Genomic DNA, 19,251 nt, shown 5'->3' on the forward strand with positions numbered 1-19,251 from the left:
ATGGACTATTGCAAGAATTATAAAAATCTATTCAACTCAAGGTATAATAATATGAATAAGACAAATAATCAAGATTTCGATTCTAGGGGAGAGATAAAGATTAATATGCTGAAGCAATCTCAAGTTATTGAAATATTGCAACTGGTTAACACTGACGGTGCATCTCATTGTCACCCTGACCAAATTTTGCCACAACTACAGACAATTCGTAACCATAATCCTGATCGCATCCGCATTGAAGAAATTGGTCATTCTCGCGCTCGCCATCCTCTCTACGCATTGCTGATAGGCGATACAAATAACAACCCTATCATCGCAGCCACTGGCAACTGTCACGCTGAAGAAGCCATCGGCACAACTACAATTCTGAAGTTAGCAGAAGCGATCGCATCTCAACCCAACTTTCAACCCATCCTAGAAAACTACTCTTTTGCCTTTATCCCACAAGCTAACCCCGACGGTACATTAAAAAACTGGGAATGGCTAAAACTCGATCGTCCTACCTACCGCGACTACCTGCGACATTACTATCGAGACAATCGTTCTGAAGATGTTGAGCATGGTATTCCTACTCCTGAAACGGCACAAGAATGCCGTCCCGAACCAGAAGCCATAGCTAAATTTTATCGTCGCTTTCCCAAAATTAGTTATTACGTTACTCTGCACTCAGCTAACGTATTTCCGGGAGCGATGTTTTTAGTAAGTCAAAAACCACCCTCTGATATTTCTGAAACTTTGCGTGCAGTCACCCATCAACAAGGTTTATCTGTGTACGAAGACAACGATAATGGCATGGATGGTTTTGAGTTTATCGAACCAGGTTTTTATGGGATTCCCCGCTTTGAGGTGATGCGCGAAAAAATGTTAGCAGGAGGAGATCCAGAGCGAATTAAAAAATTTAAGCTTAACTCATTCCAATTAGTTGAAAGCGAATGTCAATGTCAGATGTCCTTAGTATCTGAGCTACCTTACTTTCAAGTAGTGGGACTCGATGATTTAACTCCTTTATCCGATTGTATTCCTGTAGCTTGCGATCGCGAAGTCCCAAAACGCAAGCTCGTTGATTTTGAAGAGGCAAGTGCCAAGCAGCGAATGAATTTGCTTTCTTGTCTATCAGCCTCTAATTTTTCGTCACCGCTGATGGAGTTTTACCAAGAGAAAACTAAATGGTTGTTAGGAAATATTGCAGGCGATCGCCAAGATTGCCAAAAAGTCAGGGGATGTCCGGCTTTAATCAAAGACTTGCTAGAAGTCCGTATTCGACCTCTAATGCTAGAAGCTGAAATAGCTGCTATGATGATCCGGCTTTACGAGGAGTCTGGAGAAAAATCAGAGCGCGTCAAGTCAGCTATTTCGTACTATGAGGAAACATTTAATAACGCTTGCGATCGCATAGACGGAATCGCAACAATCAAAACCGTTTATCTAGCCGATCAAGTCAAAATCCAAGCCGGAATTATTTTATCTGGACTATTAGCAAGCTAAAGGTAGTGCAATGACTAGAATTTTACTGATTGATAATTATGACAGCTTTACATATAACGTTTCTCAGTGTCTCAGCGCTCTTAAACTCGGAACCGAACACCCTGTTATTGACGTTATTCGTAACGATCAAATTACCGTAGAAGAGGTGAGAGATAGAGTTAAAGAGGGCTACTATAAAGCAATAGTGATTTCACCTGGGCCAGGTCGCCCTTCAGACGCAGGTATAACAATGGATTTAATTAGGGATCTGGGGCCAAGTTATGAACGTGAAGAAGAATTTTGGCCAGGGGTTCCGATTTTGGGCGTTTGCCTTGGACATCAAGCAATTGGTGAAGTGTTTGGTGGTCGTGTTATTTTAGCACCTGAGCCGATTCACGGTAGAACTTCACCAATTTATCACAAACGGAAAGGTGTTTTTGCTGGCTTACCCAGCCCTTTTGACGCGACACGCTACCACTCTCTAGTTGTTGAATTAGAAACTTTACCTGAAGTCTTAGAGCGTACAGCATGGACTGCGGGAGATGATTTAATTATGGGTTTTCAGCATCGGGAATACCAATGGATTCAAGGAGTGCAGTTTCATCCTGAAAGCATACTGACAAACGATAAAGTTCGTGAAGGCTTATTACAAAACTTTCTTAACTTTATTTCAAATTCTACAGATGATGAATCTGCTGTGGGTGCATGGGAACAATAACATTTTGATTAAAAATGATCGCCCTTTCTATCAAATTCTGAAAACTTGCACTTTTTCCTCTATATCCAATCCGCCCTCGCCTAAAGTATCAGCAGAAAAATCACGATCGATAAACTCATCTAACAGCTCAAAAAACTTATCGAGTGCTTTGCTTTCATCCTCAGAATAAAACAGAATGACGTTAGCCCAAGATTGGCTAGTCTGCACATTAAATCTTTTTCGTATCCACTCAGGAAACTGCATAAAATCGCTATCTTGTTTTGTTGGCTGTTCTCCTAACTCATATTTAGCAACGCTGTAACCCGATAAAAAAGCCTGAAGGCAAATAATTGAGTGTCGTCCCAAGTACATTGAAGGAGCTTTCTTAATTTTCTCAATCACCGTATATAAATCGTGCATTCTTTTACCTCAATATTTTTCAATAATTGTAATTTTTGCCACTCAAAATTCCTCTTCTATAATCTTAAAACTTCCCATACCCAGTTCCAGAGTAGGAGATGTTAAATTTTGGAGCCATTCCTGCCGAGTCACGCCACTAAAATCTATATTATCAAAAACAATTTCCTGTTCGTCGATTGTAATTGATATCCCTTGATGGTAGCCATTAGTAGCAATTTGCTGCTGTCGTCGTAAATCATAAATCACTGACCAAGGTAGGTCTTGCTTTTCTAAATCCAGTTTAATCTGCTTACCATTTACATTTTTGACTGTCAAGAACTCTTTGATAGCTTGACTGCATTCAACACATTGAAAAACTCCATACAGGCTGGCAATTTTAGCGATCTCTTCTCGAATCTCATCTAAACTACTCGGATCTAAACTCAAAGTGGAAAATTTACCTCCTATCTTTGTGTACAAGTATATCTCAAAATCTGTCTGGATGAATTGCTGAGTGTTGGGTCAATCCCTTCAGTGGTGCGATCGCCCCTCACAGCAAATACCAAATAGTGGGATGATTGTACAGATTGCGAGCGCCCCATAACGCATCAAGAGCGATCGCCCTTTCTTGTTTCTGATGACCGATCGCCTATTTTCAATTATCTAAAAACATCAATCTATTAGTCAATCAGAATTATTACGCAGAGCGAGTTGGTACTGTGAAATTTGTAAACAGTCGCACATCAAACTTACTATCTCTCAACGAATTCACTAAGCGTTCATCGAGTGTTAGCAACGGTGCCATAACTTGCTCTGAAAGTGCCACATAACAGCCATCATAAGCTGTAATTCCATAGTCCAAACCAATTTGGACAGCTTCACTCATTAGATACTTCGTTGAAGTAACTTGAAATCCTAAAGCTTTCAAGTCACTTAAATCTGCCTGAACTTGTTCAGCAGTGTAAAGGTTAGCTCGAACATATTTCCAAAGAACATTAGCACACTCAATATAAAATAGATCGGGTACGAAAAACTCAACATCCAGATCGTCGAGACAATCGAATAGTTGATTAACTTTTGGAGTCAGTGGATCGGAAATAAACTGCTTAATACAAATATTTGTATCGATGACACATCGTAACGGAACAGTCATCTGTTGCGATCCTCTCCAATCAAAATCGTACTATCCATTAAACCAAAATCCCTTGGATTAACTCTAGGACGACTGCGAATCCTCTGTAGGATTGCTGACATTGGTTTGCTCTCTTGCGCCCGATCGATCGTTACCTTGTCAGACTCAAATGATTGCTTCAATAGACGAATGACTGCTTCATTGAGAGTCAAATTTTTTTCTGAGGCAAGATATTGAATGCGACTGTACAATTCATCAGGCAGGTTTTCAATCTGAAGTGTAGCCATTGCAGTCTTATAATTATTTGATTTATTATATCACCAGTTTAAGTTAACTTTCCACCCTACGGTAATCGCCGATGCGGATGCGATAGCGACCCGCGTAACCTCTCATGGCTTTAATGTCAGAAATCTCCTCCAAGGTGTTGATTGCTTCTAGTGTTGTAAAAGCCAGATCGTAGATGCGTTGGTAAGATGTCGAGCTCTTCAGTTGTTTCAAGTCTTTTAGAAAAGCCTGACGGTATTGAACTTCCCAGATAACTATTCCTCAAGATAAGCTAAGGCTTGCGAGCGATTTAGCAAGGGAGTATTAACAGCTTCATCCATTGCTTTGTTCATGCAATAATCTTCTACCGCACCCGCAAGTTGAGCGACAGAAACTTCTTCATTAGGTAGTAGTAGTTGTCGCCATAGCTCAATAGGAATCACCACAGCGCTTACATCTCCGTCTTTGTTCGTAAGATATTCAATATTTAACGTTGTTTCCATGTCATACTCCCGAAACTTCCTGCAATTCTAGCTTACCTGAGAGTGCTGTGGCAATATCTGGTTTAGGATAAAATATCAAGTAAACATTGGTAGCGATCGCCCCATAACGCATCAAGAGCGATCGCTCTTTATGCAACCAAAAGCATCAACGTTAGTTTTAACTCACTGCAAATTCTGTGAACTGACGCATATAAGGTGGATGAAACCCAACCACAATATCAGACTTCGGCACACCTATATCAACCAGCTCTTGCCCTAAATCGATTTCTGTTCCATTCTGCTGAATCCAGATTTTGCCATCCTTAATATCGAGATGTATAGGACAACCGTAAACTCGCTGTTTGTTATCCCAACCCACTCGAACAACTTGATAATGATTGTGTTCTGTGTCAAAAACAACTTGCACATCCACTTCTCCATAAGAAGGCTTGTATGCAGCATATTTCGTGAGAACTTGTTTGATACAATCCCGATATTTTTCTACTTTTTCCATAAAGCTATCACCTCTTCTTCTACGTCATATACTAATAATTTGAACTGGTAATCTTCCACAACTGCGATTGTAAATTCACGCTTGAAAAAATCGTTATACGCTGTCAAAGGAATTGCCAAAAATAGCTGACGTTGGGGGTCTTTAAACTTGAGTGCTGTACGGTAGTTAATAAATTGTCCAACCGCTAAATGAAAATCTGTTATCGCTGAAGTATTCAAAAAGCTCTTGATTTCTACAGCAATTTTCTCGCCCTGCCGTTCGGCTGCCAGCAGACGTTCCGCCCCCAGATCGATTAACATATCAACTCCACCCACACTGATGGAAAGTGGGTCATCTGTAATGTGCCAACCCTCCTTTTGCAACGCAATCTTCACAACATCATGAAATTTATCCTTTGCTGACATAAAGCCCTGATGACAAACAACTACAATTATACTGGCGTTAATTGAGATGTGTGAGCGCAATAGTCATTACAAACACACAAGGAATGTCCGCATCCCTATCTATCGAAAGCTTACCACCATTTCGCAAACCCCCAAAATTTGGCGGAGATCCTCATGAATTGCTGAGCATGGGGTAAATCCCTTCAGTGGTGCGATCGCCCTTCACACCAAATACCAAACACTGTGATAATTTTACGAGTTGCGTGAAGCGTAGCTATCCCGCAGGGCGATCGCCCTTTCTTGTTTCTGATGAGCGATCGCCTAAAATGAAAGATCGATCGCCCATTACACAAAATACCAAACAGTGCGATACTTGTACCAAGAGCGATCGCCCATAACACATAAAGAGCGATCGCATTTCTCTTTTACAAATCAAGATTCCAACTGCTTAGGGAAAATAACGATAAAATTCCCGACGATGTAGAACACGCATCACTTCTATAACATCTTCATTAACCTCTATTCCAATACGGTAATCGCCGATGCGGATGCGATAGCGACCCGCGTAACCTCTCATGGCTTTAATGTCAGAAATCTCCTCCAAGGTGTTGATTGCTTCTAGTGTTGTAAAAGCCAGATCGTAGATGCGCTGGTAAGATGTCGAGTTCTTCAGTTGTTTCAAGTCTTTTAGAAAAGCCTGACGGTATTGAACTTCCCAGATAACTATTCCTCAAGATAAGCTAAGGCTTCCGAGCGATTTAGCAAGGGAGTATTAACAGCTTCATCCATTGCTTTGTTCATGCAATAATCTTCTACCGCACCCGCAAGTCGAGCGACAGAAACTTCTTCATTAGGTAGTAGTAGTTGTCGCCATAGCTCAATAGGAATCACCACAGCGCTTACATCTCCGTCTTTGTTCGTAAGATATTCAATATTTAACGTTGTTTCCATGTCATACTCCCGAAACTTCCTGCAATTCTAGCTTACCTGAGAGTGCTGTGGCAATATCTGGTTTATGAAACAGCTCTCGCCCAGACACAAAGCGAATGGGAGAAAGTTTGAGAGTTTAATTTAGTCAACGGGAGAACAGCAATGGCATGGGTGTTTAGCTTATCGGCTGAATGTGGAATAAAACAATCTGAAGCAAAGCAATTTGCTCAATATTTTAATGAAATTTTCTGGACGCTCTCAAACGGTAGACATTCCCAATGTAGGGCAGAAATTTTTCAGGATATAGAATAAAATTGGTGGTGCCGAGTTTGTCCGAGTGGCATCAGTGAGATTGGGACAGGCACTCCAGAAAGTGCTTATTTAATGACAGAAATAGGTCTCCCTCTGTATAATAATTTGCGGTTGGCTCCACCGTTTCGGTATGCTTTAGTTGGTATGGAAGCAGACGAGTTTAGAACCTATAGCGAATTGATTGAAGAGTCAGCCTTGGTTTTTCCAGGATTGGTTTTAGCTGAAGCTGTTTGGCAAGCGACTGGAGCGGATTCGGTTTTTCGATCGTTCACTCTTGGATATGTTTGGAAGCCGTATGAAGGTGAAGCTTACAGACCGCTAATAGCATCGCCCGAACTAAAAAACAAGCTTGATGAATTGCTGAGTGTGCGGTAAATCCCTGCACTGGATCGATCGACCTTCACACCAAATACCAAACACTGTGATAATTTTACGAGTTGCGTTCTCGCCTTTCTAAGGTGAATTCCGCATATAATCCTTATTAACAGCAGCATTTTCTATCTGATTACGAAATACATCAAGCATTCCCATAATTTCTGCGTGTAGCTCTATATACTCTTCTCTGTCAAACGTCAAATAGTTACCATGTGCAATTTCGTTTCTTGTTTTCAAAAGCTTAATATCGATTAACACGGACTTAGTAGAGTAAACAGAAAAGTCTATTCCCAGAGTACAAGTTATTTCCCTCAAAATGTCAGAAGACAGATTGGATGCAGTAGAAATTGCATCTTTGTCTTTGTATGGCAAAGAGCATTTAGCATTTAAGTTAGAAAGGAATAAATCACAAACAGGTATATATAATGATGGTTTATTAGTGTCTCTAGCCTCATTCAATTTTGTCTTCATTGCCAGAGCCAGAAAATTGCTACTAAGCTGATCGTAGCGAAGTTTTTGCATCGCAACAAACTCTAGGTAACTATTTGATGCTAATTTGACAAAACCTTCCCAATGAGCATAAAGAATACATATTCCACTCCGAATCAACGCACTATGCCTTTGAGGAGAAACATTTCTCGCTTCTACCAAGGATTTGAGTTCCGAAAGTTCCTTCTTTCGCCAAGCAAGATCGGTGGAAAGCTTATCACTTAATTGTTCAGCAGTTCGGATACTCATTAGGGCGAAAATACTTTCCTACCAAGCGGAATCAGGTAAGGTAAACGTCTTGCAGCATTCACGCCTGCTCCCGACCATTTTTGATAAGTTGGATGTGACCAAATACCTTTTATTTTATCAGATATCTGGTTTGTTTGAGGTAGATTTTTATAGTTATATCCGATTCCCAATGCTACCACTTCATATGCCGATAATAGAAAACCACCAAGGAACCTGTCTTGTTCAGATTTATATCTCTTGAAACTATCATCACCTGTAGTTTCATTAAGAAGATCGAATGTTGTTTTGAATGCGGTTTCTATATGGTGATAATCTAATTCTTTATTGACAGCCATTTCACGCATTTTTTCTGTTAGGAAAACGTGAACATCACCACCCAACTTTTCAAGGCTGCTCTCATCTTGATTTAAGAGAAGTATGAAACGCAATACTAACTCCATATCATACTTTTCTTCATAGAGTCTATCGCTTAAAGCCGTGCATTTTTTGAATGATTCATAATCGGCAAGTGAACGCATCAATTGATATAAATCTTTATTCAACATCAAAAGAATGCAATTTCTCACTTCTTGAGGTGTAGCAACGGAACCTCCTGTATTCAGTCGCTGAAAGAGCTCATATTTAATCATTTTGTCGCTTTCTTTCTCAACAATATTGACAGCAATTTTTGAGCGCTTAATCAATAAACGCTGTGCTTGAGTGAAAGAATTATCTTTGTCATTTGGATCGTCCCATTTTTTACCTTCTAAAGAAGCTAAATATGTAGTTTTTTGTAAGGCTACTGGATGTGTATTGTTTTCTGATTCATCTTTTTGTGATTCATCTTTTTTCAAAATTCCGACAAATTCATATATTGTGGATAGTCTCTGAACACCATCTACAACATCCCAAACACCATCATCTCTTTGGCTCACAAAAATTGGTGGAATAGGTATACCTAGCAAGATTGATTCTATGAAGGTAGATTTTTGATGATCTGACCAACGAAAAAATCTCTGAAAATCTGGATGAATATCAATCTCACTCTTTTCATAAAGGCTGATCCACTCTCCAATAGACATTGAGTAGCCATCAGTCCTAATTTCTTGCCTTGTTTTGTCAATCTCATCTTGCAGGGACATAGTTCAAGGTGTGCTAAATGTTGTTATGTTTAACTATTTTTGTAGAATAGGGATACTTAGCTATTCTACTGTGTTTCGTTGCGCCTGACTAAAAGTCAGTATTTAACCCTGCAATTATAGCAGATCAAGCGATTTGTTGCTTAAGTCCTATTAATTAACCAAATTACTGCGGCCGAATTCCCTTCAAAAACTCCTGTCTTGCCTCAATCCTTGAAGGCATTAAAACACAACGCACCAACAATTCTAAATCCAATTCCGGCAACAAATCACTTTTAGAAATTAGCTCATAATCATTCTCGCGCAGCCCATACACAGCCAACTGATTATTTTCCCAAAACCAAACTTCTGGAATCCGAAGTCGCAGATATTTAGCTAGTTTATTTGTACTACCGCTAGTAATTGTCACTTCTACTGCTAAATCGGGATGTTCTTTCGTTTCACCTATATAATAAGACTCATCAGGCTCAAATGAGACATCTTTGGCTCGATTTTTGCGAGTTGCACTTCCTACAGGAATATATTCAATTTCCATTTCACAAAAGTAGAGTTGTATCAAAAAATTAAGAATACAACTGATTGTCTCATGTGCTTCGCCCAATGTCATAAACTCGATCCACCCATCAAGATAAATAATTCGCAAACCAGGCGCATCTGCCATTAAAGATTCCAGCGCCTCAAATTGCTCCCAACTATAATAACCGGGGAGAATCAATCGCTGTTCGGCAAGCGTAACTACTTCTTCTAAAACTTGTGCTGTCATAGGTATAGCCATTCTATTTTAATATTGCTAGCCATTATATAGTGTAACCCTGGTAGGGACAGCATGAAATCCCATTCAAAACTTAGCGAACAAAGTCGAGCTTACTGCGGCCGAATTCCCTTCAAAAACTCCTGTCTTGCCTCAATCCTTGAAGGCATTAAAACACAACGAACCAACAATTCTAAATCCAATTCTGGCAGCAAATCACTTTTAGAAATTAGCTCATAATCATTCTCGCGCATCCCATACACAGCCAACTGATTATTTTCCCAAAACCAAACTTCTGGAATCCGAAGTCGCAGATATTTAGCTAATTTATTTGTACTACCGCTAGTCATCGTTACTTCTATTGCTAAATCGGGATGTTCTTTTATTGAACCTATATAATAAGACTCATCAGGCTCAAATGAGACATCTTTGGCCCGGTCTTTGCGAGTTGCACTCCCTACAGGAAAGAACTCTATTCCGAACGCAAAAAAGTATGCTTCCAGCAATATAGCGATCGCCTTTTTAAAGCTTTCATGTGCTTCGCCCAATGTCATAAACTCGATCCACCCATCAAGATAAGTTATCCGCAAACCACAAGAGTTTGCCATCAAAGACTCTATAGCCTCAAATTGCTCCCAACTATAATAACCGGGCAGAATTAATCGCTGTTCCCCAAGCGTAACTACTTCTTCTAAAACTTGTGCAGTCACAGCTATCACCATCCTATTTTAAATATTGCTAGCCCCTACCCAGTAAAAACCAGGCAGGGGCATTCTTTCACATTCTAACTTAATGAACTAGCTCGATCGCCCTTTTAGTCAACGCCTCAGCAGTCAACCCGTTAAACGCCATCAACTGACCCGCACTAGAAGTAGTTTCCCCCCGCTTCCAAGCAAAAGTATCACGCGGGCAATTGCTGCGGAGCATCACCGGCTCCAACATCCCAGAAGCACCGCCTGTCACGCCAATCAAGGCATCTCCGCCAAACATTTCAGCAAATTTCTCATCGCTCAAAAAGTCGCCGTCAGCTTCAGAACAAGTATCCCAAGCAACATCACTTGAACGGTACAAACGGCGCGGATTCACAACAGAAACAATCCGCACTCCAATCCCTTCTGTTTCCAAAAATGTCGCCGCTTCAAACACCGGTATTAAAGTCATATCGCCGACAACAGCAAACACAACTTTCTTGCTTCCCCCTTGATTGTGAGGAGCTTGGGGAGAATTGATTTCGTGCAGCACAACTGCACCGTCTTGCAAACCTTGGCGAGTCTGTGCAAAAGTAGTGCGAATTGGCAGCGGCGACTTGCTCGCAGTAATCACAACTCCCTTATTTTTAGCACTCAAAGCCCACTCGTAACAAGCTTGAATGCTGTTAGCATCCGGTGGAAACAAAGGAAACACATTGCCGTTACGCATCATTGCGGCAAAATAAGCCTCAATTTCCGGCCGCTGGTGCGTCCAACCGTTGCGGCCTTGCTCCAATGCACCTGCCGTAAATAAGGTGACAGTAGCCGGAGTTGGACGGCGCAATTCTGCCATTGCTTGGGTAACAGTTTGCCAAATTGGTAAACCGTTGATAGCAAAAGATTCGTAGGAACACCACAAACTCCGCCCTCCAAATAGCGACAAACCTACAGCCAAACCCGCGCAAGCATCTTCGCTCAAGGGTTCGTAAACTTGACCGTTTGGCGATTGATTGTAGAGGTCATCTGTTGTCGGGTGAATGATTTTGAGAGCTTGATTGATGTTGGCAATTGCCGATGCTTCATTACCGTCAGCATTGGTGACAACAAAAGTGCGATCGCACTCGCCGACTTTCGCTACCAAACGTCCCATTGCAGTTGTCGAAATCTTGGCTTCTCCACCAACTGCAAATTCTTCTAAAGGCAATTCGCCCAAATCTGCCAGCGGCAATGTAAACTCAGTAACAACTGTTTTCGCTGCAGGCCCGCCGCCGGCGCGCTCGCAATTTGTCCGCACCAACTCCCAAGCAGCCACCGTCAAAGCGCGCTCTTTTAAGGCACTAATAATGTGCGGAGCATCCAGCGTATCTTTTGGATAAAGGTTGTGAGATTTCGACCCGCGCGCGTGCACTCCTGCACCTTTCAACTGTTTGATAATAAACGCAGTTAATTTGCCGCCGAGAGCAGATTTGGCTGCTTTGTCAACTCCTTCTAAAACAGCTTTGGTAAATGCCATGCGCTGTTCGAGTGAAAAAGCAGTGCTGTCAACATAAGCTTCCGGTTGATTTTTATCGTCAAATTCCTTAGCATCAACTAAGATGACTTCTTCAAAACCGTTTCCTTGCCAATAAGCAATCATTTCAGCATTAGTTTTTGTCGAAACCATGCTGTGATGTTCTTGAGAATATCCGTTCCAAACTAACACTGGTAAAAAGTTAGTAGCCTTGGGATAAGCAGTGTGAAAATGCGCCATGCTGCTCATGGGATAGGGTTCGCCCATACCGCCGTCGCCCATTGTGAAAGCAAACAGTTTTCCGGGATGCAAAAGTGCTCCCGCCATTGCAAAATGCTGCCCTTGTCCGAGGGGACCGGCTGGTGCTAAAAGGCCGGGAATGAAACCGGAAAGATGTCCTAATAAACCGTCTTTTTCGCGGAATTTATCGCGCACTTGCTGCACGTTGACAATTCCCATGTCTTCTAAAGATCGATCGAGAAACATGGCACTGTAAAATCCCGGCGCGTGGTGCCCGACTTCGGTGACAATGTTCTTGTGTCCGAGCATCACCAACGCGGCATAGGCCTCGGCTTGGCTGGCAAAACCGCCCGGATGTCCCGATGCCTTGCTGGCGGTGACTTGCAGCGTCAGGTAGCGCAGGGCGTCTGCTCCCAGCATTGTTTGAAAGACGGCGACGGGATCGGCCGCATCGGCGATCGACTTGCTTCCGCTGGCGATCGCGGGTGCTTTCCCGTAAGTCTCAAAACCCGGCACTGTTTCGGAGAAATACTGGATTCCTTCGCAAAAACTGGGGATGGCTGACGTTGCCTTCGACGTAGTTGCAGTCATGCTTGATACCTGAAAAATTTGGATTAGATTAATTTAACAGTAATTTTATAACTTATTTGTTGCAAAAGATCGTTATTTCTGTTGTTGCCAATTATAAATCCAATCATGTCCGATCGACTATCGCAACAAAAAAGGTTCGTAGTGCGGACTTCAGTCCGCTTCCGGATTGCGGACTGAAGTCCGCACTACGAACCCTTTTTATATCGCTAAATTTAGGTTCTTCCTTATTTGGTATGCCTAACTAACAATTAAAATACCAAGTAAGGAATGAAGAATAAATAACTTAATGAATTACTCAGGTTTAGGTAAGGCTCGATAATTCCATTCTGGCAAATATTCGTCGAAAACAATTTTCATAGTATTCTTGAAATTATCAGCGACCTTTCGACCAATTTTATAAACCTGATTAAGGACATTTACAGATAGCCCCGTTTTAGTTTTAGGTAAGGATTCAGGTAAAAATCGTTCCGCTCCCGAGCCGAACAATATGGTAATGTAGTCAGATGAGCGAAAATTCAGAGTTATCAGCAGCACTAAAATTAGAAATGGTTGACCAGTTGAGCCACCAGGAGCTGGTCAAAATTGTGCTAACCCAACACAAGCTGATTGAAAAATTACAACAAGAGCTTGAAAAACTCAAAGAGAGACAGCCCAGTAATGGTAAAACATCATCAAAGCCACCATCGAGCGATCTGATACAGAAATCAGAGACAGCCGCTTTTGATAACTCAAAAGAGCCAGAGTGAGAGTCCGAGCCAAAGCGTAAACCAGGAGGACAACCGGGACATATCGGTAAAACCCGAAAACGATTTGGGCGAGTAGATAGATATCAAATCAGCACCCCTGATTATTGTGAGCATTGTGGTAGCACAGAATGTCAGGATTCAGGTCTAAAAACTTGCGAGTCCAACGCTTGTCTGGTAAGGGTTTTAGGGCAAAATAAGGGTTTTTGTCTTTGGTGGTTGATTGTCAATAAAGGACGAAAAACTGTCATTAGTTCTGATTTATTGAGAATAGATATTTATTTAGCATCAAGCTCCATATCTAAAGTCTTTGCCCAGCAAGGAGTTATGTTACCTGAATGCTTACGATTTACATTTTGACATATTTGTTCAATTGCTTTTAGTGATTTAGCTATTGATTTAGCATAATAAGTAAGGAAGAACCGAACAATTACTCAGCTAACAAACATAAACCGCTCTCGTTTAGCCGCGAAACTGATTAACTCAATCCCCGCACCGCCAGCACTCGCATCAAGTCCCATCAGGGGTGTGCCCAGAGTCTTTTTGGGTATCTTTTCGCCGATCGCTCTCCACCGTGCAATAATAAAATGACTTGCACAAAAAACTCTATTAGTAGGTAAGTCTTGCCCACTTTACCCCTACATATAGCGTCTCAAAAGTCAAACCGTGCAAGTTCCAAATCAAATCGGCTGTTGCACTACCCACATTTTTTCTAATGGCTGAAGTCCCCCAATCTCCCGCAGAACTTGCCGAAGCCCTCAGAGGCTTGACAGATATCGATTTCCAATTACCAGATCCCGAAGACGAACAAATACCAGACTTCGATTTTGACAATCAGGTTGACAATGCCTGGAAAGTGTGCGATCGCTTCGACCTGCAAACCGACATCTGGCGCGGACGCATTCTCCGAACAGTGCGAGACAGAGAAAAAAAAGGCGGCGACGGACGTGGCACCGGCTTTTTGAACTGGCTCAAAGAACGAGAAATTGGCAAAAGTCAAGCCTATTCTTTGATAGAACTAGCCAAGAGTGCCGATACTCTGATCGAGCAAGGAGATTTAGACCCAGATTCTATTAGAAACTTCAGCAAAAGAGCCTTTGTAGAAACCGCCAAAGCATCGCCAGAAGTACAGCTAATGGTAACAGATGCCGCATCAAAGGGCGATCGAATTACCCGCCGCGAAGTCAAACAACTCTCCGACGAATGGATGGCAATGAACTCAGACTTACTCCCAGAAGAAGTCAAAGAAAAAGCATCTAGCGGTTCGCTTCCTTCCCGCTATCTGGCTCCTTTAGTCAAGGAAATGGAGAAACTATCTCCATCTCACCAAACAGAAATCCAAAAAGAAGTAGCAGAAAATCCAGACGTAGATACAGTAAAACAGCTAACTTCCGACGCAAAAAACTTATCAAAATATCTCGACGCAGCCGCCCAAGTGCAAGCCCTCAATCAGTCTCACTTAGACATGGAAATGGCTTTAGAAGAATCTTTGCGCGTCGGTTGTTTGGGAACCACCGCCGATGTTGTCAAACAAGCTGCCTTGCTAGAACAAACTGTAGTCAAACTCTACACTGTTTGGAAGCGTTTAGGAAGTTTGGCAGATAGATTGTACGTCGATACAGGAGCAAGCACACCAAATTTGCGCTTACTTTTGGGATGCTTGGACAGTCTTTCGGGAGAAAAGATTGAAGTGGATTTCGGAGACGGAGAACGCTCTATTCGCTTGCAAATTATTAGCGAATAGCTCAACCTTTACCTGGGTTCGTAGTCAGGAATGCGAGTCTTCTCCAAATGCGGACTCGCATTCCTGACTACGAACCAAGTCTGTGAGGAATGCGAGTTTTCTCCAAATGCGGACTCGCATTCCTCACTACGAACCAAATGTGCGTCAATCCCTGTTTATCTGCGGTTAAATTTTCTGATTTTGTTCCAAAGATAGCGGGGATTCAAATAACTCCGATATTTGGTAACTACTTCTTTTCCCAAAATTACCACGCTCAGCCAAAAACACACTTCAGCTAGCACAGCTAAAACAACATCTATTTGCGTTTTTTCGGCGATACTCAGTGGTAGGAATGGTACAATAAACAAGATTGCCAGCCAGGGCAAAAAAGATGCAATAAATAAAAACCAACCCAGCTTTTGCAGATTCTGCATAAATTTGATTTACTGGATAAATTTAGATTCCACGGCGGCAGGCCTAACTGAGATTATAGAGAACGTCTCGCAAAAGTCTCCAAGTATCTGGAAATTATCTGCGTTAATCTGCGTTAATCTACCTAGCATCTGCGGTTTGCATTCCATTTCCAACTCAATTCTTAATTCCCGTCGCCGCAATCCCCCGAATAAACTGCCGCTGACCGACCAAAAACAGCAACACCACCGGCACAGTCCCAATTACCACCGCCGCCATCAACAACTGCCAACTGCTAGTAAACTGTTCCTGAAACTCGGCCAAAACCAACTGCACAGTCCGCAACTCCGGCCGCGTCGTAAACACCAGCGGCTTAAACAAATCGTTCCACTCCCCGATAAACGCAAACAAAAACAGCGTCACCAAAGCAGGGCGGGCAATAGGCAACATCACCTGCCACAACACCTGCCAGCGGTTAGCTCCGTCCAGCATTGCCGCTTCTTCCAATTCCACCGGAATTGTCATAAAATACTGGCGCAGCAGAAAAATCCCAAAACCGTTAGCAGCAGTCGGCAAAATCAGCGCCCCGTAAGTATTCAGCAGATGACCCCACTTCAAAACCATAAAAATAGGAATTACCAAAAGCTGAAACGGAATCACCAGCGTCGCCAAAACCACCAAAACTAGAGCCTGCCGCCCCCGAAACTTGAGCCTGGCCAAAGCATAACCTGCCAAAGCAGAAGTCACTACCTGAAAACCTGTCACTGCGATCGCCACTAGAGTAGAATTAACAAATGCCAACAAAAAATTTCCCCTCTGCCAAGCCTCCTGATAGTTCGCCAAAGTCAAGCCTGTGGCCTTGACACCGACACCTGATGGTGATACCGAAACCAAAAAAACAGCAGCCAGCGGCAGCAGCACCAGCGCAGCCCCCGCCAGCAACAAAATAAAACTCAGCACTTCCAGCGCTTGAGACCAGCCCAACGATTTACCCATAAACTTGTGAATTAACCTAAAATAATAAGCTTGTGAGGCTCTCAAACTCGATCGCCCCCCTGATTCCCACACAATCGTAAATTTTTAGTCGAAAATAGGTAAAGTGTAGTGCAACGCGACCCCAAAATTTTAAGGGGTTCCCAAACATCCTACAAGGTTATATAAGGAGAAAACGTATCTATGCCCCAGCTTGAGGCCAGCCCAACAATAGACTTTCAAACCGAAACTTACAAAGACGCTTACAGCCGTATCAACGCCATTGTGATTGAAGGCGAACAAGAAGCTCACGACAATTACCTGACACTGGCCGAACTGTTGGCTGACAAAAAAAGCGAGTTAGTTGGCTTGTCCAAGATGGAGAACCGCCACATGAAAGGCTTCCAAGCTTGCGGCCGGAATCTCAAGGTCACGCCCGATATGGCATTTGCCAAGCAATTCTTTTCTGATTTGCACAGAAACTTCCAAACCGCCGCGGCTGAGGGTCAGGTTGTAACTTGCTTGCTGATTCAATCCCTAATTATCGAGTGTTTTGCGATCGCAGCCTACAACATCTACATCCCCGTCGCCGATGACTTTGCCCGCAAAATCACCGAAGGCGTCGTCAAAGAAGAGTACAGCCACCTCAACTTTGGGGAAGTCTGGCTGCAAGCTCACTTTGAGGAATCAAAAGCCGAACTCGAAGCAGCCAACCGCCAAAACCTGCCCATCATCTGGAAGCTGCTAAACGCTGTCGCAGACGATGCCCGCGTCTTGGGAATGGAAAAAGACGCTTTAATCGAAGACTTTATGATTGCCTACGGCGAAGCTTTAGGCAACATTGGCTTTAACAACCGCGACATCATGCGGATGTCAGCACAAGGTCTAGCAGCCTAGTTAATTGGGAAATAAGGAATGGGAAAAGAATTAAAAATCAAAAATGAGGCATCTCATTTTTAATTGGAAAATTTCCTTCTTCCTTCTTCCTTCTTCCTTCTTCCTTCTTCCTTCTTCAATCCTCCTTCATTTGACAACTTAATGTTTGGTCTAATCGGTCACTTAACCAGCTTAGAACACGCCCAATCAGTAGCTAACGAGCTGGGCTATCCAGAATACGCCGATCAAGGTCTCGATTTTTGGTGCAGCGCACCGCCTCAAATAGTTGATCATATCACTGTCACTAGCATTACCGGGCAAAAAATAGAAGGCCGCTATGTGGAGTCGTGTTTTTTGCCAGAAATGCTAGCCACTCGCCGGATTAAAGCAGCCACTCGCAAAATCCTTAATGCGATGGCGCACGCTCAAAAAAACGGGATTAATATCACTGCTTTAGGTGGCTTTTCTTCGATCATTTTTGAGACTTTCAACTTGCAGCAAATTAAGCAAATTCGCAATCTCAAGTTGGAGTTTGAACGGTTCACCACTGGTAACACTCACACAGCTTACATCCTCTGCCGCCAAGTAGAAGAAGCAGCCCCTAAATTGGGGATTGAACTTTCAAAAGCCACGGTAGCGGTTTGTGGTGCTACCGGCGATATTGGCAGTGCTGTATGTCGCTGGCTCAATGTTAAAACAAATGTGGCAGAATTGTTGCTAATTGCCCGCGACAAAGAACGCTTGCAAGATTTGCAATCGGAATTGGGGCGAGGAAAAATCATGAATTTGGAAGAATCCCTGCCCCTAGCGGATATTGTTGTCTGGGTCGCCAGTATGCCAAAGGGAGTAGAAATTGACCCCAAGACATTGAAGCAACCTTGTTTATTGATTGACGGTGGCTATCCGAAAAATCTGGCAACTCAGGTGAAGTATCCCGAAATTTACGTGCTCAATGGCGGGATTGTGGAGCATTCCCTCGATATTGAGTGGAAAATTATGAAGATTGTCAATATGGATGTGCCGGGCCGACAGTTGTTTGCCTGTTTTGCCGAATCCATGCTGCTGGAATTTGAAAAATTGTATACCAATTTTTCTTGGGGACGGAATCAAATTACAGTGGAAAAGATGGAGCAAATCGGCGAGATTTCCGTCAAACACGGTTTTCGACCTTTGATGATGTCATTTTGATGTGATTTTTTGCAGTTATTGGTTATTGAGGAAATTTTTTTCTGATAATAACCAGTAATTTTTTTGAGAAAGCTAAGAGTTAACATTATGTTCGATCGCGCGACGAGACTAAAAGTTGTTTGCAGTCAGCACAAAGAGTCCTAATTTGTCAAAAAACAGTTAATTTACAACTTATCTAATCGTCCTTTCCACTCAAAACCTGTAAGCGAGCCTGCGAACCGAGCATTATGGGAGATGTTTAATAGATATATCGCCTCGGAAGTTCTCTCCGCAGTTTTTGAGGGTCATGACTGCGATAATGTTTTTACTAAGTTCGTCTGGAATGTCCAAAGCTTCGGACAGTTCCAGCAAAAAATCCTGTTCCTGGACGGTGAAAATTCCATCTACCAAAACCAAATCCGCGGCAATAGCAAAAGCTGTTTCTCGAAGCTGAGGAGTCAAGGCATTTTTAGCAGCAGCAAATACCTCAGCCGGAGTGTACTGACGGCTCAATGCTAAGACTTTCTTAAAAAGTTCTTGGAAGTGCTGGCCTGAATAAGACCTGAACAAGCGAATGTGATTGGCGGCCAGAGTTTGTCTTTCTTCTTCTGAGATTTGACCGTCGGCGGCAACAGCTAATACAGACAGGGCTGTTAAAGCTTCCGAAGGGGTGAGTTCGATCGCACTTGTGTTGCTTTTTGCACTTTGGAACAATTCAACAGGATTTAGTTTTTTGTCACTGTCGGGGGGCATAGGAGTGCGCGTATCGG

At 42.7% G+C, this 19,251-nt stretch carries 26 protein-coding genes; 8 read left to right on the plus strand and 18 right to left on the minus strand.

Annotated features, from left to right (window positions below; genetic code table 11):
* The first annotated feature begins 51 nt into the window (after positions 1–51).
* Both IQ270_RS04125 and IQ270_RS04130 read left to right on the plus strand, forming a co-directional pair.
* On the plus strand, positions 52–1,485 hold the full coding sequence (locus tag IQ270_RS04125; RefSeq protein WP_193971987.1) for a M14 family zinc carboxypeptidase: 1,434 nt from the start codon (positions 52–54) through the stop codon (positions 1,483–1,485).
* 10 nt (positions 1,486–1,495) lie between these two features.
* Positions 1,496–2,182, plus strand: a complete 687-nt coding sequence (locus IQ270_RS04130) for an aminodeoxychorismate/anthranilate synthase component II (RefSeq protein ID WP_193971988.1) — start codon at positions 1,496–1,498, stop codon at positions 2,180–2,182.
* Between the two features lie 30 nt (positions 2,183–2,212).
* Here the strand turns inward: IQ270_RS04130 and IQ270_RS04135 are convergent, their stop codons facing one another.
* The 8 genes from IQ270_RS04135 to IQ270_RS04170 form a co-directional block, all read right to left on the minus strand.
* The gene (locus IQ270_RS04135; RefSeq protein WP_193971989.1) at positions 2,213–2,581 is read right to left on the minus strand and encodes a hypothetical protein; all 369 of its coding nucleotides are present in this window, start codon (positions 2,579–2,581) and stop codon (positions 2,213–2,215) included.
* 42 nt (positions 2,582–2,623) lie between these two features.
* Positions 2,624–3,040, minus strand: coding sequence for a papain fold toxin domain-containing protein (locus IQ270_RS04140; RefSeq protein ID WP_193971990.1), 417 nt, complete (start codon positions 3,038–3,040; stop codon positions 2,624–2,626).
* 217 nt (positions 3,041–3,257) lie between these two features.
* The gene (locus IQ270_RS04145; protein WP_193971991.1) at positions 3,258–3,713 is read right to left on the minus strand and encodes a type II toxin-antitoxin system VapC family toxin; all 456 of its coding nucleotides are present in this window, start codon (positions 3,711–3,713) and stop codon (positions 3,258–3,260) included.
* Positions 3,710–3,979: a hypothetical protein gene (locus IQ270_RS04150; protein WP_193971992.1), complete on the minus strand. Its 270-nt coding sequence runs from the start codon at positions 3,977–3,979 to the stop codon at positions 3,710–3,712. Before IQ270_RS04150 ends, IQ270_RS04145 begins: the two co-directional genes overlap by 4 nt.
* Positions 3,980–4,022: 43 nt before the next feature.
* On the minus strand, positions 4,023–4,190 hold the full coding sequence (locus IQ270_RS04155) for a hypothetical protein (protein ID WP_228056067.1): 168 nt from the start codon (positions 4,188–4,190) through the stop codon (positions 4,023–4,025).
* Positions 4,191–4,231: 41 nt separating this feature from the next.
* Complete coding sequence (locus IQ270_RS04160; protein WP_193971993.1) at positions 4,232–4,459, minus strand: hypothetical protein; 228 nt, start codon at positions 4,457–4,459, stop codon at positions 4,232–4,234.
* A gap of 157 nt (positions 4,460–4,616) precedes the next feature.
* The gene (locus IQ270_RS04165; RefSeq protein WP_193971994.1) at positions 4,617–4,952 is read right to left on the minus strand and encodes a XisI protein; all 336 of its coding nucleotides are present in this window, start codon (positions 4,950–4,952) and stop codon (positions 4,617–4,619) included.
* Positions 4,940–5,356: a XisH family protein gene (locus IQ270_RS04170; RefSeq protein ID WP_193971995.1), complete on the minus strand. Its 417-nt coding sequence runs from the start codon at positions 5,354–5,356 to the stop codon at positions 4,940–4,942. The genes IQ270_RS04165 and IQ270_RS04170 overlap by 13 nt, the downstream gene beginning before the upstream one ends.
* A 242-nt stretch (positions 5,357–5,598) precedes the next feature.
* Here IQ270_RS04170 and IQ270_RS31800 point away from each other — a divergent pair, with 242 nt between their 5' ends.
* Positions 5,599–5,733, plus strand: a complete 135-nt coding sequence (locus IQ270_RS31800) for a hypothetical protein (RefSeq protein ID WP_255532366.1) — start codon at positions 5,599–5,601, stop codon at positions 5,731–5,733.
* A gap of 50 nt (positions 5,734–5,783) precedes the next feature.
* Here IQ270_RS31800 and IQ270_RS04175 read toward each other — a convergent pair whose 3' ends face one another.
* Together IQ270_RS04175 and IQ270_RS04180 are read right to left on the minus strand one after the other, a co-directional pair.
* Positions 5,784–6,062: a type II toxin-antitoxin system RelE/ParE family toxin gene (locus IQ270_RS04175; RefSeq protein ID WP_339384283.1), complete on the minus strand. Its 279-nt coding sequence runs from the start codon at positions 6,060–6,062 to the stop codon at positions 5,784–5,786.
* Complete coding sequence (locus tag IQ270_RS04180) at positions 6,059–6,286, minus strand: hypothetical protein (RefSeq protein ID WP_193971996.1); 228 nt, start codon at positions 6,284–6,286, stop codon at positions 6,059–6,061. Before IQ270_RS04180 ends, IQ270_RS04175 begins: the two co-directional genes overlap by 4 nt.
* A 363-nt stretch (positions 6,287–6,649) precedes the next feature.
* Here IQ270_RS04180 and IQ270_RS30680 point away from each other — a divergent pair, with 363 nt between their 5' ends.
* Positions 6,650–6,952 carry a hypothetical protein gene (locus tag IQ270_RS30680; protein ID WP_228056069.1) on the plus strand — a complete coding sequence of 101 codons (303 nt, stop codon included), beginning with the start codon at positions 6,650–6,652 and terminating at the stop codon, positions 6,950–6,952.
* A 78-nt stretch (positions 6,953–7,030) separates the two neighbouring features.
* Here IQ270_RS30680 and IQ270_RS04190 read toward each other — a convergent pair whose 3' ends face one another.
* The 5 genes from IQ270_RS04190 to IQ270_RS04210 all read right to left on the minus strand — a co-directional run bounded on the left by IQ270_RS04190 (position 7,031) and on the right by IQ270_RS04210 (position 12,589).
* Positions 7,031–7,690 carry an MAE_28990/MAE_18760 family HEPN-like nuclease gene (locus IQ270_RS04190; RefSeq protein WP_193971997.1) on the minus strand — a complete coding sequence of 220 codons (660 nt, stop codon included), beginning with the start codon at positions 7,688–7,690 and terminating at the stop codon, positions 7,031–7,033.
* Entirely contained in the window at positions 7,690–8,811 is a 1,122-nt protein-coding gene (locus IQ270_RS04195; RefSeq protein ID WP_193971998.1) for a DUF262 domain-containing protein, read from the minus strand. The genes IQ270_RS04190 and IQ270_RS04195 overlap by 1 nt, the downstream gene beginning before the upstream one ends.
* Before the next feature lie 163 nt (positions 8,812–8,974).
* Positions 8,975–9,571, minus strand: a complete 597-nt coding sequence (locus IQ270_RS04200; RefSeq protein WP_193971999.1) for a Uma2 family endonuclease — start codon at positions 9,569–9,571, stop codon at positions 8,975–8,977.
* A 101-nt stretch (positions 9,572–9,672) separates the two neighbouring features.
* Positions 9,673–10,269 (minus strand): Uma2 family endonuclease, encoded by a 597-nt coding sequence (locus IQ270_RS04205; RefSeq protein WP_193972000.1) that lies wholly within the window; start codon positions 10,267–10,269, stop codon positions 9,673–9,675.
* 79 nt (positions 10,270–10,348) lie between these two features.
* Positions 10,349–12,589 carry a phosphoketolase gene (locus IQ270_RS04210; RefSeq protein WP_193972001.1) on the minus strand — a complete coding sequence of 747 codons (2,241 nt, stop codon included), beginning with the start codon at positions 12,587–12,589 and terminating at the stop codon, positions 10,349–10,351.
* Positions 12,590–13,092: 503 nt separating this feature from the next.
* Here IQ270_RS04210 and IQ270_RS04220 point away from each other — a divergent pair.
* On the plus strand, positions 13,093–13,335 hold the full coding sequence (locus IQ270_RS04220; RefSeq protein ID WP_193972002.1) for a hypothetical protein: 243 nt from the start codon (positions 13,093–13,095) through the stop codon (positions 13,333–13,335).
* A gap of 712 nt (positions 13,336–14,047) precedes the next feature.
* The gene (locus IQ270_RS04225; RefSeq protein WP_193972003.1) at positions 14,048–15,076 is read left to right on the plus strand and encodes a hypothetical protein; all 1,029 of its coding nucleotides are present in this window, start codon (positions 14,048–14,050) and stop codon (positions 15,074–15,076) included.
* Positions 15,077–15,231: 155 nt separating this feature from the next.
* On the opposite strand, the gene IQ270_RS04230 is transcribed toward IQ270_RS04225, so the two are convergent.
* Positions 15,232–15,489 carry a transporter suffix domain-containing protein gene (locus IQ270_RS04230; protein WP_228056071.1) on the minus strand — a complete coding sequence of 86 codons (258 nt, stop codon included), beginning with the start codon at positions 15,487–15,489 and terminating at the stop codon, positions 15,232–15,234.
* A gap of 154 nt (positions 15,490–15,643) precedes the next feature.
* Positions 15,644–16,462, minus strand: coding sequence for a carbohydrate ABC transporter permease (locus IQ270_RS04235; protein ID WP_193972023.1), 819 nt, complete (start codon positions 16,460–16,462; stop codon positions 15,644–15,646).
* A gap of 180 nt (positions 16,463–16,642) precedes the next feature.
* Between IQ270_RS04235 and IQ270_RS04240 the strand changes: the two genes are divergently transcribed.
* The gene (locus IQ270_RS04240) at positions 16,643–17,335 is read left to right on the plus strand and encodes an aldehyde oxygenase (deformylating) (RefSeq protein ID WP_193972004.1); all 693 of its coding nucleotides are present in this window, start codon (positions 16,643–16,645) and stop codon (positions 17,333–17,335) included.
* Between the two features lie 141 nt (positions 17,336–17,476).
* A complete protein-coding gene (locus tag IQ270_RS04245) occupies positions 17,477–18,502 on the plus strand; it encodes a long-chain acyl-[acyl-carrier-protein] reductase (RefSeq protein WP_193972005.1) in 1,026 nt (341 codons plus the stop codon).
* 225 nt (positions 18,503–18,727) lie between these two features.
* On the opposite strand, the gene IQ270_RS04250 is transcribed toward IQ270_RS04245, so the two are convergent.
* Positions 18,728–19,234: a tellurite resistance TerB family protein gene (locus IQ270_RS04250; RefSeq protein ID WP_193972006.1), complete on the minus strand. Its 507-nt coding sequence runs from the start codon at positions 19,232–19,234 to the stop codon at positions 18,728–18,730.
* Positions 19,235–19,251: the final 17 nt, after the last annotated feature.

The organism is Microcoleus sp. LEGE 07076 (genome assembly GCF_015207455.1).
GTDB lineage: Bacteria > Cyanobacteriota > Cyanobacteriia > Cyanobacteriales > Microcoleaceae > Microcoleus.